The organism is Flavobacterium chungangense LMG 26729 (assembly GCF_000735715.2).
Classification (GTDB): domain Bacteria; phylum Bacteroidota; class Bacteroidia; order Flavobacteriales; family Flavobacteriaceae; genus Flavobacterium; species Flavobacterium chungangense.
Window position 1 is genome coordinate 1 of sequence record NZ_JASY01000033.1, and the last position, 17,359, is coordinate 17,359.

Sequence of the window (17,359 nt, forward strand, 5' to 3'; positions counted from 1 at the left end):
AAGAAATACAGTTCTATTAATCAATTAAAACAGGAAATAATCGAATATATAGACTATTATAACAATGATAGAATAAAACTTAATTTAAAAGGAATGAGCCCGATACAATATCGAGCTCATTATTATCAAATTTAATTATAAATTAGTCCAAAATTTTGGGTGCAGTCTAAACGGAGTGGCTTTTGATTTAATAGCACTTTAAAGTGTACCAAACTGTTAAAATATAATTCATGTTAGCCTGCAACTGCTAGGTCATCTCAATGGATTTGAAAAATAGTACTCAGAGTATCCTCCCTCCCTGTATCGGCAGTTTCAGTACTAAATACCGAGATTTTAAGTGTCAAATTACCTCCCCGTACTATAAAATTGTGTACTTATACCAACCGATACCATCCGTGTTCCAAGTGAAAACTCTACAGTTTTTCAAATTCTACTGACCAGTGTGTCATTTTGGAACACATATTTACCTAGCCAGAAAAATATTTTTAAAAAAAAAGTGCCAATAAGCTACACTTTTCAAAGTTTGTTAGTATTTATTAAGGAGATGCTTGACTAACCTCCTTGTATGGAGTTCCTGTATCTAACCAATAACGAGATACTAACCAACCTAAGAAATGAAATATGAGAATTTAAAGAAATTTATAATAAGTACAAAAGCAAGCAAAAGCACTATCTACAGATTTTACAAAAAGAATGAAGACCTATTTGCTGAAACCAGCCTAAGAAGCGGAAAGAGAATGTTCCCTGCTGACCATGCCAGATATTTTGACAGCGAAATCATGTTTGATGAGAACAAAGCGTTGCGACAGGAAAACCAATCTATGAGAAATCTCATAGACTGTTTGGCTGATAAACAGAGCCTTCAACATACCTTCTGGCAGATGGACTGGAGTTTCTTCTTTACGGTAGCTTACAAAACAGACCGCAACAAGACAAGCTGTTTTAAGCAGATGCACGGTCTGTATGATTACCTGAACCAAAAACACGGAGCATCAACAGAAATCCGACTGTTCTTTACAACTGAACCGTTCCAAAACCGAAAAGCTTGTCACAATCATTTTGTGGTCTATGTTGATGATAAAAAACTTCATGAGCAGATTGTAACAGATATTCATGACTACTTCAACTACGACAGAACCGATGTAAGTATTTATGACCGATACAAAGCAGGATTGTTCTATATGTCGAAAGAAGGTCTGAGCGGAGAAGATTGGGATTTTATCAGCAACAGCACAAACAGTACAGGCGATGAGAATTAAGCTTAAACTTTCTCAGCTCAAACAGGTGTTGCAGTCACAACCGCTCAAACTGCCAATCAGTTTTAAAAGGGAAGATTTTACCGACCAAGAATTTTCAGAGTTTTCACGATTGATACAATCCAAAGAACGAGGCTAACAACCTCGTTTTTTTGTGCCCCGCTCCCCGAAGTGTTCTTCTGAAAAGCTGCGCATTCTATGATAAAAAACAAATAAAATCATTAAAAATTAAGATGCAAATTTATAGGTGTTGATATAAGGAGTTTCTCTGTTAATGACGGCAAAAACTCTACTTATAAGTTTGCATCTAATATTATTTAATACCAACATTGAATTTTTACCTTCCACTTTTTTCTTGTTATAATATTCCTTCAATTGAGAATCGTATTTCAATGTTGTCATAGCGCACATTTGCAATAATGACTTCATTTTTTTATCTGCCATATGATTTACTCTTGTCCTTCCTTTTATACTTGAACCGGAACTATGTTCAAAAGGAGCAACACCTGAATAACAGGCAAATTGTCTCCAATTTTTAAAAGCTGTAAATCCTTTGGTAGCAATAATAAAATACACGCTTGTTTGTTCACCTAATCCAGGAATTGATCTGATAAGTTCAGCCTGTTTAGTTAATTGATCATTTGCTTTAATGACTTCTTTAATTTTTGATTCGATTTTATGTATTGAATTTTTAATAGATTTGACAAGAGTTTGGTTGATTAGTGATACTTCTTTAAAAATTATTTTATCAGTGAAAGCTTTACTCTCTTTGGTTGCTTGTATAAGCATTAAAGCTTTTACCATTTTTTCTCTTTCAGTGTAAAGCATTTTTAGTTTTTGAATATCTAGGCTTGCAGAAGTGTAAAGTTTTAATTTATCGATGTTTCTATAGCTGTAGAAAGAAATATCTTTAGCATCAGTTTTATCACTTTTCCCTCTTGAGATTCCTTTTGATTTTTTTATTTCAACAGCAGGAACAATCCATAAATCTAAATTAAGTTTCACTAAAACACTTGATAAATGATTAGTGTAAACACCTGTGGTTTCGCAACAAAAAAGGGCACATTTTTTATCAAGTTTTCTATCAAGTTTTTTAATAAAAATCAAAATACTTTTAATATTATTTTCTATGATAAAATGCTCTGATTTAAGGGTTGAAGAATCAAGGATGTTAATATCCAGTTTTGCTTTTGATACATCAATCCCCACATAAAATAAATACTTTTTCATAACTTTGAATTTAGGATGAATAAAATATGTTGAACTTCTTTAGAGCCTTTATTAGACCTGCATGTCATCATTCTATTTGAAGCAATTCAACGGGATTCAAGGAGAAGGCAGAGGACTAATGCGCAGCATAGTGCTTAACTACAAATGTCTAAAGTTCACCTCTGCTTTCCTTTGAATAAAATTAAAGTTTTTTTGTCTAATCCAAAGTAAAGGCATTCTAAACAAATATATTTAAAAAACGTAGACATCTTAAAGTCTCTGACTTTAAAACAAAACTTCTTAATATAAAATTCTATCAAAACGTAAACGGAAAAAAGTCGGAGACTTTTGAGACGTATTGTGCTCAAATATGATGCAAAAAAATTGCGCAAAGTCAGAGACATTTGCGTAGCGTGTTTAAATTTTTGAATGGAGACTTTGCGGAGCGGGGAATTAATAGATTAAATAATAACTTTACATTTTTCTAAGTTAATTATATAATGATGATCAATTTCAAAAAAATACAGGTATTAGTTTTATTTGCTTTCATTTCATACAGCTACGCACAGCAGTTTGTTAGGCCGGATAATAGCCGAATCAATTACACGGGAAGAGTAGATGTTACAGCAGACTCAACTATGTTTTACTGGCCTGGAACTACAGCAGGGATAACCTTTAAAGGGTCGGGCGTTTCAGTAAAAATGAAGTCTTTTAAAGAGAAAGCATTTTTTTACGCCATAATCGACAAAGACGATAAAAAACCTTTTAAGTTTGAAACAGATAATACCCTCAGAACTATAAATATAGCCAGAGATCTTGGTCCGGGTATCCATACATTAGAAATATACAAACTATCAAATTCTACCTCAGTCAATGTATTTTATGGATTTGAACTTTATGGGCAAACAAAATTATTGAAGAACACTGACAATCGTACCAGAAAAATTGAATTCTACGGAAATTCAATTACAGCCGGACATGGTGTAGATGTCCCGGAAGGAGGAAGAGACTCGGGAATGCCCGAAGATTTCAATAATTATTATACCTATGCTGCTCTAACAGCAAGACACTATAATGCTAAACCGTTTATTATTGCCCGCAGCGGGATAGGAATTACGGTAAGCTGGTTTCCTGAAATTATGCCTGAAACATACGATCGTACTGCACCGCTCGATCCTTTAAGTAAATGGGATTTTACAAAGTATACACCGGATATTGTAGTAATTAATCTTTTTCAAAATGATTCCTGGATTGTAAACAGGCCGGAACATGAACAGTTTAAACGAAGATTTGGTACTGAGAAACCATCAGAAGCTTTTATAATTCAATCCTATGCTGATTTTGTTCGTTCAGTTAGAAGTAAATATCCATCGGCGAGTATAATTTGCGCTTTGGGTAATATGGACGCTACCAGGTCTGGTTCCGAATGGCCTGGCTATATCCAAAAAGCCGTTGATCAATTAAACGATAAAAAAATATATACCTTAGTTTTTCCCTATAAAGAAAGAGGAAATCATCCCAATAGAAAAGAACAGGAAGCAATGTCAAAACAGCTAATTGAATTTATTGATCGCAATATAAAATGGTAAAATATTAAACAATCGGCAATCGTACGTTCACGAGCAAAGCACTCGCACCCAATGTCATTAAGTTAAAGATTAAAAATAAAATGATTGCTGATTTTTGATTAACTATTTTTGATTTCAGATGTAAAAAACTCCTAAAATCAACATTCTAATATTTAGTCAAACCAAATCTGAAATCAAAAATCGTTAATACTCAATCTAAAATCTTTTAACTTAATAACATTGCACTCGTGCCAGGTGATTTAATGATTTTAATTTCTAAATTTCGTTGCTGTTTATTTTTTTTTCAACCTTTTAAAATCCTCGATATATAAACCTTTGGCAGTATTTGTAGGGTTGAATGCAGCAAGATTGCCAATCGACAAAGAAGGATTGGTGGTTTTTGCTGTAGTTCGCATGGTTTGGCCTGTAATTAATTCGAGAGCTTTCTTCAAAGAAGGATCTTTTTCGTTTCCAAATTCAACCAGATTTAAAAAAATACTATAAGGATTAATTTCGTAATCAGGTGTGATTTTTGCTGGATTTGCGTCTCTGTCTTTGTTATAATAGGAAAAGGTAATGGGTTGTAATTGCCATTTGTGTTTAGTACTTCGATTGGCATAGGAGATATAATTATAAGCAGGAGAATCGTATAGTGTGTTGGATCCTACAAATTTACCAACAGTTTCTTCGCCTATTGTGACTACGTTAATGTATTTTTTTAGACATTGTATGGTGAGCTCACTGGCAGAAGCGGTTTGAAAACTTACCAGCACATATATTTTTGTCAAAGCAAGGCTGTTTATATTTTCTTCTCTCTGAAAAGTGGGCTCGTTATCAACCAGGTTAAAAATGTTTACTTTTTCGGAAAGATTTTCATAGCCGTCTTCACTATTGTGTTTGTTATTGAAGTCTAAGTAAATATAGGGTTTATTGGTAAAACTGCCATTAATCATTTGCGCCAGAGCAACTGCAGTTTCTAATGAACCGCCTCCATTGTATCTTAAATCTAAAACCAATTCGTTAATTCCATCCGATTTCATTTTAGCGAAAGCAGCATTGAGTTCGTCATTATAATCGGATTTAAAAGCATTAAAAACCAGATAACCAATGTTCTTTGCTCCATATACTTTCTTTTCGTAATAAGCAACAGGGTTTTCGTCAATTTCGGCTTTTGTTACAGTCAGAGTTCCTGCTTTGTCTGTGGTTACCATACTATTGCTTGTAAATTGTACGCTTGCTGCCAGAGTAATTGTGAATTGTGTGTTTTCTAGTTGGTCATAATTACTTGCAGTAAGCTGGCTTCCATTTATTTTTGTAATAACGTCGCCTCTTTTCAATCCCGCCAAAGCTGCTGGCGAGCCAGGGACAGTGTAGTTAATTAAGGCTACCATATTTGTATTGGATGCGTCTTTAGGATAAATTCCATAGCTAAAACCACCTTGTTTTTCGACTTCTGCAATTTTTGAAACCTGCACTATCTCATTACTGTTTTCAATCCAGGAGAATCTATCTATAGTTCCTCTTTGATATAGGAGTGAATAAAAAAGCGCATCGGGAGTTTTTCCGTTAATAAAATTGTTATATGATGCGGTAGAAGCGATTTTGCTGTCGGACAAATTAGCAACGTTGGGTTGCCAGTAGTACCAGGAATTCATAGCTTTCCAGACAAAGTTGTTAATCTCGTCTGGCTGGGTAGTTGTAGTTTCATTAGAATCTGAATCCTTGCTGCAAGCTGTAAAGGCTAATACTATAATTAATGTTTTAACAATATATTTTAATTTCATTGTTTTTCAATCGTTTGATTTAAGTTAAATTTGTAAGTAAAAAACGCTAAAAGTATGAAAAATAGTATTCCAAAAGCCGTCTTTTTATTAATTTCTTTCGGGATTTTTTTTCTTTTTTCCTGCTCCGGACAACTTTTAGAGATTAAAAACCAAACGTATAAAAGTTATAACAGGAATAATGAGAGAGGATATGTAGTTAGTTTTAAATTAAATGACGCTGCCGTTGTTCCTAAATCGGTTGTAATTAATGGTATTGTTCAGAATATATCCAAAGAAAACAAAATTGGAGATACTTACCAGATCAATGTGATTGCACAAACTACCATAATTCATAATTACGAAGTAAAATTAGATAAAAAAGAAAATGGAATTTATTTTGAGAAAAATTCCAATATATTTTTTCAACCTGTAAAATTCAAATTAATCACTGACTAATTAAAAAAGAAGATCATCTAATAGTGAATGTTTTAGACAACAAATCGTTTATTCATTATAATCAATATTAATTGTTGTTTTAAAGTCAGGAGACTATTTTCTGATGAATACATGAATAGGTAGTACAAAGTCGATCCCGAAAGCTTTCGGGATTGCACAGTGTTAGAAAGGAACACTTCGGAGAGACTGGGTAAAGAATTTCTAACATTTGGAAAAAGCAAAAGAGATTTCAATCGAAATCTCTTTTATAACTTATAGTTTTGACAATATTAGTTTAATATTGTTCAGGACAAGTTCCGGCTCTTCAAGTTGAATAAAATGTCCAGATTTTATTGTCGTAATATGTTTAAAATTAGTAATTCCTTCCTTAAGTGATTCCTTAGAGTCGTACCATAATTGTCTATCGGCCGCGTCATGTTCCGCATCTGTTTTCATACTTGTTATGGCAATAACCGGAACGTCAGGCAAATTAGGCAGCGTCGCTGTATATTTAAAATCTTCAATTAATTGCAGTGTTTCTAAAGCTATGCCTGAATTTGCACCATTAGTCATTTTATAATTATTGTAATAGGTGTTTATCTGTTCTTGTGAATAATGATTGTATTTTTCGTGAGAAGCATCAACAAATACTAAGCCTGCAGCTTTTTCAGGATTTTTTATGGCATAATCTCTAATAATCAAACCTCCTAATGAATGTCCTACGAGTACCACTTTTCTGCCATTTGCAAATTGATTTATCACAGTTTCAAGTTCACTTCTTAATTTATTAATAGTTCTGGGTTCAGTATTAAAACCTGATTTTCCATAGCCGGCTCTATCGTATAATAAAACATCAGAATCCAGAAAATTAGATATTGTTATAATTTCTGAGGATTTTCCGGTGCTGTACCAGGAGGTATGATCATTGCCGAGACCTGATTCAAAAACAACCAAATAGTTTGATTTTTTTGATACTGTATATGCCATTAGTTTATGGGGTCCTAAGTCTACAGCAATTCCCGGATATTCCACTTTACGATCATTATTATCGTCTGAGCATGAAATACAACAGAGGACAGAAAAAGTAATTATGAAAATAGATTTTAATCTAAATTTAATGATTTTGTTTAGCTTTAATTTTCGTGTTTCTTTTTTAAAGTTCATAGTAGTATTTTATTTTTTTTAAATAATCTGATACAAATATTAGTATCATTTACCACTTAAAAGTTCTGATTTATCAATCAGGACTACTTTTAAAATAAACTATAATCTACAAATTCATAATTGGTCAAAATTAAATAAACTTAGAGAATTTGTGCTAAAGCGACGTTTTCTTTTTTAAATTCTGATGGAGTTTGATTGGTGTTTTTCTTAAAAGTTGTATAAAAAACTGTTTTAGAATTGAAACCCACTTCAAAAGCAATTCCTATTAAATTCAAATGCTGCATTTTTGGATCCTGAATTAATTTTTTAGCTTCTTCGATCCGGTAACGATTAATAAATTGGTAAAAATTTTCGTTAAAACCTTTATTAATAATGTACGAAAGTTGATGAGATGAAATATTCAATTGTAAAGCCAATTTGAATAAACTCAATTCAGGGTTCAAAAAAGGCTTTTGATTGTTCATTACCTCAATTAAAACTGATTTCATTTCCTGTAAATTGATATCAGAAATTAGTTTTTTCTCATTGCTCTCTACATTGAAATTCTCCAGTATAATTACATCCATTTCTTTTTTTTCTTGTTGATTAAGACTTGGAATTTCTTTTTGTTTTAAAGAATAATAAGCAATAAAAAAAACGCCTATCAGATAAAACAGACTGGCAAAATGATCAAATGAACTATTGGTTTTTGCCAATTTAAAGAAATTGTCCATTAACCAAAGACCTGTTATAATGAGCACACAAACTACTACTTTTTGTAGCCATGCTAAGTTAATTGCAGATACATTTGAAGTGTACAAAAATAAATTCTTTTGATAGAAAGTAATTTCTCTGTAAGCAGCAATGCAATAGAGAATCACCTGTAGGCAAAAAATTAAATTAAAAACAGTTATAATTAAAACAGCATTCTTTTTATCGGCAGCAGTTGGAGCAGGCGCATCAACCAATAGTGAAAGTAAAAGCAAGAGAAAAATTATAAAAGCAAAGGCAAAATGAAAATTATCTTTGATTCGCCATTTTCTATTAGGTTGAATAAAATAAATTACACTAAAATAAAAAACAGGAGCAACTATAAAATCTGTTAAGCCAAGAAAATCATTTATGAGCATTCTTGTTTTCATAAACTCAGTTTTCTCTAATAAATCATTAAACTGAATCAGGAAAATACACAGAATAAAAAAGCCAAACCATCGATTAACCCGACTGTTTAGCTGATTAATATTTGCAAAGATTAAAAATGCCAGTAATAAAGTCGTACCTGCAACAAAAAAGCTGAATAGTTGATCCATTAAAAGGCAATTTTTTAAGCGTGTATGTAAGTTTAAGTATTTTTAAAATGATAAAAATACTAAATATTTGCAGTAATGTTTTTTATTTTCTCATGAACATATAAATAGGCAGTGCAAAGTCAGTCCCGAAAGCTTTTGGGATTGCCAGCGTTAGAAAGGAACACTTTGGGGAACGGGCTAATTTATTGAAAAGCAAATTGTAGTTTAACTCTATTATAGATATTAAACTTCCAATGAAGAGGCATCAGTTAAATTCGCTTTCAATTCTTCAGGTAAATAAGGTCTTCCTCCGGTTGCAGGAATACAAGTTCCTGTAAATACCGCTGAGGCCATTATTTTTCCATTTTTTAGTATTGATTGTTTAAAATGCAGTCTTGGTAATCCCTGAGCATCTGTATATACAGTACAGGTCACATCAAAATTATCGTCTTTTTTGAGGGAGCGTATAAATTTGATCTTATACTCTGATAAAACCATAAATACACCATTTTCTGCCTGTTGAACGAAATCAAAACCTAGAATTTCCCTAATATAATCATGGCGGCATTCCTCCATATAAAATGGGTAATATAAGCCATCCATAATACCTTGTACATCTATATGTTTGTCTACAGCAGTGTAATTTTTTGAGTATTCCATAGTATTGATTATAGAGTTTTAATTTTTATAAAAAACGCAAATATTTTGGAATTATTGCGGTCTAAATTCCCGATCGCCCGGATATGCGCAACGATAGCTTGGAAATTCTTTTCGTTCAATAAACTGTTTCAAAAGTCTTGTCTTCCGATAATGGTAATAATCTCTACCTGTTTATCTCCTTTAATTTGGTAGTAAATAGTATCAACACCACAAATACAATAACGATATCCTTTTTTAATGCGATCTGCAGATGGAAATAAAAAAGGATTTTCCTCTATTTTTTCAAAACAATCATAAAACATATTAAAATAGCTGTCAGCCTGATTAATACCAAACTTACTAACACCATAATAATAGATTCTTTTTAAATCTTCTTTGGCTTCACTACTTAAATAGCAGCTATACATTAGGCAGATCTTTTTTAAATTCGGCTAACATTTCTTCTCTGGTTTGTTTTTTTGCAAATCCGCTTTTTTCTCCCTTATCTATTTTAGCTCTCACAAACTCAAAGTATTCTTCTTGTGAACGAGCCTGCTTGATCAAATAGTTAATAGCTTCACTTTTACTGCTAAACTCTTCTGTATTAACCTGATTTTTCAACCACTCTTCATTCGGGGCAGTTAAGGATATACTTTGGCGTGTCATAATAATACAAATTTTAGATTGGTGTAAATTTACACCAAAACTTTGAAATTAAAAATAGATTTGGATGAAATCGTTTTTTCGAACTTGATTAAGCAACGATAGCGCGGAAATTCTTTCCGTGCCCGTTCCTATATTAATAAAATCTGATGTAAAGGTTTAGTTAAAAACTGGATTTTCTTTTTTATAAATCTGTTAAGATATACTTTGCGGGCACGGATTACAAATCCTCGAGATCGGGTTAACGACAAAAAATACTATCCAATATTTGTGATATTGTTTCTAATTTGTGGTATTTGCTTAATCAACAAAATAATTCACGAAGATTTAATCATCTTTTATTTAGCATTCATTAGTTTAGCTGTTTCTCTATATAAAATTACTACTGTTTCAATTTATGAAATCACTGCCATTTATATTAAAAAGTAACGTACGATTAACTCATTTTGTTTTACTAATGAGTTTTCTAAATTTTGTGTTTTTTCATCTGCCTTTTTTCAACTATGTCTTTAATCATATTGATTATAAAAGTTTGAGCGGCATTGTTTTGATTGTTAGTTTGGTAATCTTGATGCTGGTTTTAAATGCATTTGTTTTTTACCTCATATTTTCGCTCTCTCGTTATCTGGGTAAATTTTTATTGGTCTTATTCTTTATGATCAATGCAGTTGCCGTTTACTTTGTAAATACGTATAGTGTTATAATCGATGAAACGATGATTGGTAACATCCTTAATACCAATTATGAAGAGTCCAGCAGTTTTTTCTCTTTTAAATTGATCTTATATTTGGTTTTTTTGGGCATTCTTCCCAGTATTTATATCATTAAAGCCAATATAATAAATGTTGCCTTAAAGCAATTCCTGAAGCTTTCTTCTCTCACTTTATTATTTATTGCTGTTTTGGTATTTGCCAATGCAGGCAACTGGCTGTGGATCGATAAAAACTCAAAGCAATTGGGAGGCCTTGCAATGCCTTGGTCGTATTCTGTAAATATGTCGCTTTTTTATATTCATAAATACAAGAAAAATGAAAAAGAAATTCTATTGCCAAATGCCGTTATAAAAGACAATCAAAAATCGGTTGTTGTTTTAGTAATTGGAGAATCGGCAAGAAGCCAGAATTTTTCTTTGTATGGATATAAAAAAAATACCAATCCGCTGCTTTCCAAGACAACTAATTTATTTCATTTTAATGCCAATTCCTGCGCTACTTATACAACAGCGGGTGTAAAATGTATATTGGAACATAAAAACTCTGATGATTTATATGAAATCCTTCCCAATTATCTTTATAGAAATAATGTAGAAGTTATCTGGAGAACCACAAACTGGGGAGAACCTCCGGTACATATTGAGAAATATCAAAACAGAGATCTTTTAAAGAAAGATTGTAAAGGTGAAGCATGTAATTATGACGAACTGCTTTTAACAGGATTAAAAGAACAGATTCTGTCAAGTAAGAAAAATAAAATACTTATTATACTGCACACCAGTACAAGCCACGGGCCTACTTACAGCAAAAAATACCCGCCTTCTTTTGAAACTTTTAGCCAGTATGCAACAGCGTTGAACTTGGAAAATGTTCGCAGCAAGAGCTCTTAAATGCTTATGATAATACTATTGTTTACACAGATTATATTTTATCAAAAGTAATTGAAGATTTAAAGGAATTAAAAGAATATAAAAGCGCCATGATTTTTGTTTCGGATCACGGAGAATCTTTAGGCGAAAAAAATCTGTATATGCACGGAGTGCCCATAAGTTTTGCGCCAAAAGAACAGTATGAGATTCCTTTTATAGTTTGGGTTTCTGACAATTCAAAACAGCTAAAAACAAATAAAACAGTATCGCAAAACCATGTGTTTCATAGTGTTTTGAATTTTTTAAACATACAAAGTCCTGTTTATGATGAACAGCTGAATATTTTTAAATAATAGTAGTTTTTGGATCGGAAATTCTTTCCTTGCCTGTTCCTACATATTAATAAAAACTGATATAAAAGTATATAGTTAAAAACTGGATTTTATTAAATCTGTTAAGATATACTTTGCGGGCATGGATTACAAATCTTCGAGATCGGGCAATTAATTTTAGTCTACGCAAAATGATTGCGTACACGTGCAATATTTTTGACATTGAAAATTAATTAAATTTGGAAGTATGGAAGATCAAGAAATAATATTTAAAGGAGAGTGGTTTTTGCCAAATAAAATCGATAATAAAGTAAAAGGCACACTTACTTATAATTCAAGTAAACAATATAGTCTACTTGAATTATTTGGAAGTCTTTATGATTATAAAGATTTTAATAAAATTGATTTTATCTTAGGAAATACATTCGATGGATATGAAATTACTTTACATAAATGCTATATTCGTAATTTGAGGGGTGTTCCGAAAAATCCGGAACAAAAATTGAAAATGATCAATTTAAGCAGACAAGAATCGAGTAGTTACGAAGTAGAGTATATTTTAGAAGGTGCCCACATAAAAAAATACGATGAATTATCGTTTAACGAAATTATATCTGAAATTTTCAATCTTGATGAATGGCTTGGTGTACATGGATTTTCTAATATAAGACCAACTTTTAGACAAGATGATGGTTTTAATATTAGTTTGAATTATAATGAGCCAAATCCTATTGAGTTTAAAATTAATGAGGATCTCGATGGAGCTTTTAGATTTCATACTACAACTTCCACAACTTCTCATTTTCAAAAAGAATATTTCATTAAGCAGACAACATATTTAACATTATTTTCAAAAGCCTCGTTATCTCTTCTTGATTGCATCCAATATTTATTTAAATTTCAAAATTTCTTAATAACTTCTATCTACAAGCCTATTAACTCTTCGAACTTAGAATTAATGTGTGATAAAGTATATAATGATATTAGAGTTAGTGAAACTGAATATATTAAGGCACCGAAAAGGGTTAAATTATATTACCATCAAAGAAATAATAACATAAAAGAAATACCAAGGACTCATTTCCAAATGTTGTTTACTTATGATGATATCAAAGACAAATTTCCAGAAATTATTAGCAATTGGTTTGAAAAATATAAAATACTAAATCCGACCTTTAATTTGATATTTTACCACTTTTATAGAAGTGAGAAGATAATTGATGTTTTCTTTCTGAATTTGGCGCAAGCTGCGGAAAGTTTTCATTATTTATTGAATATAAAAAATAAGCAAAGCAAAATATTACCGAAAGCTGAATTTGAAAGAAGGAGGAATAAGATTAAAGATTCATTAAATGATGATGTTTTATATGATTGGGTTAATTTGCAGTTGAAAAATGATCTAATTTTAGAGATGAGATTAAGAGAACTTGTTGGTAAATATTCATTACCATCGATTTCTCAATTTATTGGGGACGCCGAAATTTTTATAAAACAAGTTAAGCATTCAAGAAACTATTACACCCATTTTGATCCAAAAGGAGAAAAGAACGCATTGACTGGTAGTGACTTAGTAGATTTATACCTAAAATTACAACGAGTATTAATTGCCTCGATTCTTATTGAGATTGGATTTGATAAGCAACTATTAGATCAATTATTCATTAATAAATCTTCAAGAGTTTTTAATTAAATGATCAAAAAGGAAGATGATAGAACAAAAAGTTATTGATGCTGTGCAAATGTCTCTAGGCTTTGCACAATTTTTTTAGTTGTTATAAATTGTAATCGTCTCATGAGTCTCTGTCTCTTTTTCTGTCAGTTCATAAAATATTTAAAATAAGTTAAATCTTATATTTTTAGTGAAGAGATTTAAAAGGAAAGAAGGATACGTAATTAGGGATCAAAAAAATAATTATTTACCAATCAATTTCTCAAGTCTCACCATCATATCATCTTTCTCTTTCAGCATACGCTCAAACAAAGCAATTTTCTCTTCATGAAGTTTTTTGATTTCCTCAATCGGATTGTTATTAAAAACTTCAATTCTGTTATTGAACATTGCATTATCCGAGAAATTACAAGAAATTAAATTCACTGCTTGCTCCTCGTCAAAATTCTGAAAAGCTTCCACAGGAATTTTTAATACAGCTGAAATTTGTTTTAGCAGATTGTCTTCAATTACATCTTTTTGCTCCAACAAAGAAATTTTCTTTTGGTTCCAGTCTTCACCCAGATTATAAGCCAATGCTTCCTGCTTGATGTTAAGCATTTCTCTAAAACGTTTTATGTTTCTTCCCTGATGAATTTTCTGTTCCATAATGAGTGTTAGTTTTCTAAAGGCTCAAAGATAAAGCCATCTGAATTAAAAAGTCTGAATTTCAAAGATAAAAAAATATCTGTAAAATATCCCTTTGTAAGATAGTATATCCAAATCCGGAATAGTTTATCCTTTTGAAAGAGTAGAACTTCGCTGGTGAATTTTAAATCTTCCCGCCATGAAAAAGAATAAAATATACTTTGAAACTAATTTTTGGGCAGCCTATGAAGCAGAAAATCCACTTGAGGCTCTTTACTCTTTTTTTGACTTTGCCCATCTCGATTACTACAAGCAGATGTTGAGTGATGTGGTCATGCATTGCCACAAGAGCAAGATATACAAACAAGACAATCCATGCGAAATTTTTGTTTTCTACACTGCTGTATGCTCTTTTATCAAAGTGTGTTATTGCTTAAAGAGGAAAAGCAGAAAATGGAAAGTGAAAGGTTCGGGCGATTATCAGTCCATAACGCAGCTGGCTTCACTTAGTAAAGAAGAATACGCGAATCCTTTTTTGGTATTTCAAAGCGCATTTGAAGAGAAAACTCCTGAAGAATTTACTTTTTTTCTCTATGAAATTGTCCAGATCTCATTGTCTCCCCATACAGAAGAGCTTGATTATGATCTCGTAACGTGCTATATCCATTTAATCAGAATGCTCGATGCCGGGCAGATTATGGGAGAAAGAGGCATTGAAAAGATTGAAAAAGAAGAAGAAATTATCCCTGTAACCGAATAAAATATCCTCTGGTTATTCAAAACATGACATTATGAAAACTTCAGAAAGGGTACGTTTTTTATCTATTCTTCAAAGCTTCGGCATTTTTATTCTTTAGGAGCCCTTTTTTGAAGTTACAAAGTAAATGGATGTATTTTATCTAAAATTAAATTTCCACGGGGTCAATAATTACCTTGTAAACATTGGTGATTAACATTTTTGTGTAAATAAAAAACTACATCTTATTTTTAAAAAATGTATTTCGACGTTTATTCAAGTAGATTACCGACTAACATAGTTATTATTTTAAGGTTTATTTAGTTTTGTCCAACTCAAACTACTGATTATTAAACTAAAAACTATTCTTAGAACCTATTTTAATTTTATGATACTTGTATAATTAAGCCTCAATCGCTTTCACAAAAATATAATTTGTATGCGATTAGTGCTTTATTCTTCCTTTCAAAAAGCTATCCTTTTCTAAAAAATTATTTTGGATTTTAATTCCCTTGCCAAACCATAAACGCCTATGTATAATTTTACTTTCAAAGTGCTTAATTACTTTAAATTGACTTTTTTTAATGTGTTTCTTATTTTTTACAAAAAAAATGCATTGTCTTTTTGTAACGACAGAATAGTAAACACCAATTTGACAGAAAAATTAAAATCAGTTTTAATTTCAAAAACAACCCTAATTGCTATACTATTATGTTTTGTTGTTTCGGCAAAAGCCCAAACAGGTCCTTCGGATGATTTTGACGGAGATGGTATCGTAAATTCTCAGGATTTGGATGATGATAATGATGGAATTTTGGATACTGATGAGTGTAATAATTTAATTTTATCAGGTAGTTTTGAAAATGTTACTACACCGCTTGATGGAAATAATGTAGGTGCAAATATTGCGCCATGGGTTCTGGGTACAGGTAATCAGGCAAATGTAGTTCGGGTTGATGGACCGGGACCCTATACTTATCCAAGTGGATTTGGACCACAGAGTAGTGCAGATCCTGGCTTAGCAAATGTTAATACGTATCAACGATATTTGGATATAGCAAATGGTGCAAATGATTTTTATCAAACTTTTACAATTACAGGAACAGGAAATACAATATTAACGTTTAGTGGTTTTTTCTCTTCAAGGAACAGGGCGTTTGGAGACTCTAATCCGGCTACAGGTGTAGGATCTATAAGAATTGTAGATGGAACCGGAACCGGAGGGACCGTAAGAGCTACAACTGGAAATATTTCAGTTACAAATAATACTAGCTGGACTTTTATTGAAGGCGTAGTGAGTTTGCCTGCTGGTACTTATTCGTATGTTGTATCAATGGATAATGCTATAAATTTTGATAATGCTAGTTTAACGGGCATGTGTGATACTGATCTTGATACTATTCCAAATAAATTTGATTTAGATTCTGATAACGACGGCTGTTCAGATGCTAACGAGTATTATCATTTAGCTTCTGCCGATGGTAATGATGGAGGTGTTTATGGTGTAGGAACTCCAACGGTTAACAGTACAGGGCTTGTAACCGGACCGGTTGCGGCTTCTTATACAGGAAATTATGCAAATGCAACTGTTGGTGGTGGTGTTTCAAGTGTTTTAAATTCTGCAACACCTGCAGATCAATCTGTACTTGCAGGCGGAAATATAACATTTACAACCACTGTTACAACCTCAGGTTCCGGAACAACAGAGCATCAATGGCAAGTGAGCACAAATAATGGTACTACTTGGACTAACATTACTAATGCAGGTGTTTATTCAGGAGCAACAACTGGTACTTTGACTATTACGGCGGCTACTGCAGCAATGAATAGCTATAAATATAGAGATTTAGTTAAACAAAGTAATTTAGCTTGTGGTCCTACTTCCAGAGTGGCTAATTTGTGTGTTTTAACCACACCAACTTTGACTTCGCCAACTCCAATTTGTTCAGGGAGCGATGCCGTTTTCACGATTACAGGTACAGCAGGAAATGTAGTCACTTACACAGGAGCAGTTTCAGGTACAGCAACAATAGGTTCAGGAGGAACTGTAACCGTAACGACATTAGGAGTTTCACCTAATACTACTTTAAATTTAACTAATGTAAGCAATGGAACATGCAGTCTTGCAATATCCGTTACAAGGACTGTGGTTGTAAACAGCACTGCTGGAGCACCAAACAATACTACTACTACAACTGCTATCTGCGAAAACACGACCAAAGCCTTATCTGCTACTCCGGCTGGAGGAACGTGGTCAGTATTTTCAGGAGGGGGAAGCATTTCGGGTACGACTTATACCCCTGCAAACGTGACAGCAGATACCTCTGTTACGATCCGTTATACGATTGCTGCCAGCGGATCATGTGCCGCTAGAAGTTCTGATGTAACATTTACTGTCAATGCATTTGCAGGCACAGCCAATAATACCACTACAACAACAGCAATTTG

The 17,359-nt window shown here is 32.3% G+C and carries 14 protein-coding genes and 2 pseudogenes; 8 read left to right on the plus strand and 8 right to left on the minus strand.

Annotated elements, in window-relative coordinates; all coding sequences use genetic code 11:
* Positions 1-135, plus strand: a 135-nt coding sequence (locus tag JE46_RS23355) for an IS3 family transposase (RefSeq protein WP_031457711.1), incomplete at its 5' end; no start/stop codon positions are given.
* A gap of 479 nt (positions 136-614) precedes the next feature.
* On the plus strand, positions 615-1,259 hold the full coding sequence (locus JE46_RS23360; RefSeq protein WP_031457712.1) for a hypothetical protein: 645 nt from the start codon (positions 615-617) through the stop codon (positions 1,257-1,259).
* A 225-nt stretch (positions 1,260-1,484) separates the two neighbouring features.
* Here JE46_RS23360 and JE46_RS23365 read toward each other — a convergent pair whose 3' ends face one another.
* Positions 1,485-2,486 carry an IS110 family transposase gene (locus tag JE46_RS23365; protein WP_031457713.1) on the minus strand — a complete coding sequence of 334 codons (1,002 nt, stop codon included), beginning with the start codon at positions 2,484-2,486 and terminating at the stop codon, positions 1,485-1,487.
* 479 nt (positions 2,487-2,965) lie between these two features.
* On the opposite strand from JE46_RS23365, the gene JE46_RS23370 reads away from it, so the two are divergent.
* Positions 2,966-4,054 (plus strand): SGNH/GDSL hydrolase family protein, encoded by a 1,089-nt coding sequence (locus JE46_RS23370; RefSeq protein WP_083480930.1) that lies wholly within the window; start codon positions 2,966-2,968, stop codon positions 4,052-4,054.
* 272 nt (positions 4,055-4,326) lie between these two features.
* Here JE46_RS23370 and JE46_RS23375 read toward each other — a convergent pair whose 3' ends face one another.
* On the minus strand, positions 4,327-5,817 hold the full coding sequence (locus JE46_RS23375) for a S41 family peptidase (protein WP_051873002.1): 1,491 nt from the start codon (positions 5,815-5,817) through the stop codon (positions 4,327-4,329).
* A 54-nt stretch (positions 5,818-5,871) separates the two neighbouring features.
* Here JE46_RS23375 and JE46_RS23380 point away from each other — a divergent pair, with 54 nt between their 5' ends.
* Positions 5,872-6,252, plus strand: coding sequence for a hypothetical protein (locus JE46_RS23380; protein WP_031457716.1), 381 nt, complete (start codon positions 5,872-5,874; stop codon positions 6,250-6,252).
* A 252-nt stretch (positions 6,253-6,504) separates the two neighbouring features.
* On the opposite strand, the gene JE46_RS23385 is transcribed toward JE46_RS23380, so the two are convergent.
* The 5 genes from JE46_RS23385 to JE46_RS23405 form a co-directional block, all read right to left on the minus strand.
* On the minus strand, positions 6,505-7,395 hold the full coding sequence (locus JE46_RS23385) for an alpha/beta fold hydrolase (RefSeq protein ID WP_209445169.1): 891 nt from the start codon (positions 7,393-7,395) through the stop codon (positions 6,505-6,507).
* 140 nt (positions 7,396-7,535) lie between these two features.
* Positions 7,536-8,684, minus strand: a complete 1,149-nt coding sequence (locus JE46_RS23390; RefSeq protein WP_031457718.1) for a helix-turn-helix domain-containing protein — start codon at positions 8,682-8,684, stop codon at positions 7,536-7,538.
* Between the two features lie 222 nt (positions 8,685-8,906).
* The gene (locus JE46_RS23395) at positions 8,907-9,323 is read right to left on the minus strand and encodes an acyl-CoA thioesterase (protein WP_031457719.1); all 417 of its coding nucleotides are present in this window, start codon (positions 9,321-9,323) and stop codon (positions 8,907-8,909) included.
* Positions 9,324-9,451: 128 nt separating this feature from the next.
* Positions 9,452-9,730, minus strand: a complete 279-nt coding sequence (locus JE46_RS23400) for a type II toxin-antitoxin system RelE/ParE family toxin (protein WP_031457720.1) — start codon at positions 9,728-9,730, stop codon at positions 9,452-9,454.
* On the minus strand, positions 9,723-9,968 hold the full coding sequence (locus tag JE46_RS23405; protein ID WP_031457721.1) for a ribbon-helix-helix domain-containing protein: 246 nt from the start codon (positions 9,966-9,968) through the stop codon (positions 9,723-9,725). Before JE46_RS23405 ends, JE46_RS23400 begins: the two co-directional genes overlap by 8 nt.
* Positions 9,969-10,362: 394 nt before the next feature.
* On the opposite strand from JE46_RS23405, the pseudogene eptA reads away from it, so the two are divergent.
* A pseudogene (eptA, locus tag JE46_RS23410) lies at positions 10,363-11,900 on the plus strand (phosphoethanolamine--lipid A transferase EptA).
* 226 nt (positions 11,901-12,126) lie between these two features.
* The gene (locus JE46_RS23415; RefSeq protein WP_031457722.1) at positions 12,127-13,569 is read left to right on the plus strand and encodes an ApeA N-terminal domain 1-containing protein; all 1,443 of its coding nucleotides are present in this window, start codon (positions 12,127-12,129) and stop codon (positions 13,567-13,569) included.
* 222 nt (positions 13,570-13,791) lie between these two features.
* Here the strand turns inward: JE46_RS23415 and JE46_RS23420 are convergent, their stop codons facing one another.
* The gene (locus JE46_RS23420) at positions 13,792-14,196 is read right to left on the minus strand and encodes a helix-turn-helix domain-containing protein (protein WP_031457723.1); all 405 of its coding nucleotides are present in this window, start codon (positions 14,194-14,196) and stop codon (positions 13,792-13,794) included.
* A gap of 178 nt (positions 14,197-14,374) precedes the next feature.
* Here JE46_RS23420 and JE46_RS23425 point away from each other — a divergent pair, with 178 nt between their 5' ends.
* Positions 14,375-14,935 (plus strand): hypothetical protein, encoded by a 561-nt coding sequence (locus JE46_RS23425; protein ID WP_031457724.1) that lies wholly within the window; start codon positions 14,375-14,377, stop codon positions 14,933-14,935.
* 592 nt (positions 14,936-15,527) lie between these two features.
* A pseudogene (locus JE46_RS24360) lies at positions 15,528-17,359 on the plus strand (DUF4402 domain-containing protein); the annotation flags it as partial.

Coding starts and splice junctions, on each gene's coding strand:
- JE46_RS23360 (WP_031457712.1), top strand. CDS start 615: ATGAAATATGAGAATTTAAAGAAATTTATAATAAGTACAAAAGCAAGC.
- JE46_RS23365 (WP_031457713.1), bottom strand. CDS start 2,486: ATGAAAAAGTATTTATTTTATGTGGGGATTGATGTATCAAAAGCAAAA.
- JE46_RS23370 (WP_083480930.1), top strand. CDS start 2,966: ATGATGATCAATTTCAAAAAAATACAGGTATTAGTTTTATTTGCTTTC.
- JE46_RS23375 (WP_051873002.1), bottom strand. CDS start 5,817: ATGAAATTAAAATATATTGTTAAAACATTAATTATAGTATTAGCCTTT.
- JE46_RS23380 (WP_031457716.1), top strand. CDS start 5,872: ATGAAAAATAGTATTCCAAAAGCCGTCTTTTTATTAATTTCTTTCGGG.
- JE46_RS23385 (WP_209445169.1), bottom strand. CDS start 7,395: ATGAACTTTAAAAAAGAAACACGAAAATTAAAGCTAAACAAAATCATT.
- JE46_RS23390 (WP_031457718.1), bottom strand. CDS start 8,684: ATGGATCAACTATTCAGCTTTTTTGTTGCAGGTACGACTTTATTACTG.
- JE46_RS23395 (WP_031457719.1), bottom strand. CDS start 9,323: ATGGAATACTCAAAAAATTACACTGCTGTAGACAAACATATAGATGTA.
- JE46_RS23400 (WP_031457720.1), bottom strand. CDS start 9,730: ATGTATAGCTGCTATTTAAGTAGTGAAGCCAAAGAAGATTTAAAAAGA.
- JE46_RS23405 (WP_031457721.1), bottom strand. CDS start 9,968: ATGACACGCCAAAGTATATCCTTAACTGCCCCGAATGAAGAGTGGTTG.
- JE46_RS23415 (WP_031457722.1), top strand. CDS start 12,127: ATGGAAGATCAAGAAATAATATTTAAAGGAGAGTGGTTTTTGCCAAAT.
- JE46_RS23420 (WP_031457723.1), bottom strand. CDS start 14,196: ATGGAACAGAAAATTCATCAGGGAAGAAACATAAAACGTTTTAGAGAA.
- JE46_RS23425 (WP_031457724.1), top strand. CDS start 14,375: ATGAAAAAGAATAAAATATACTTTGAAACTAATTTTTGGGCAGCCTAT.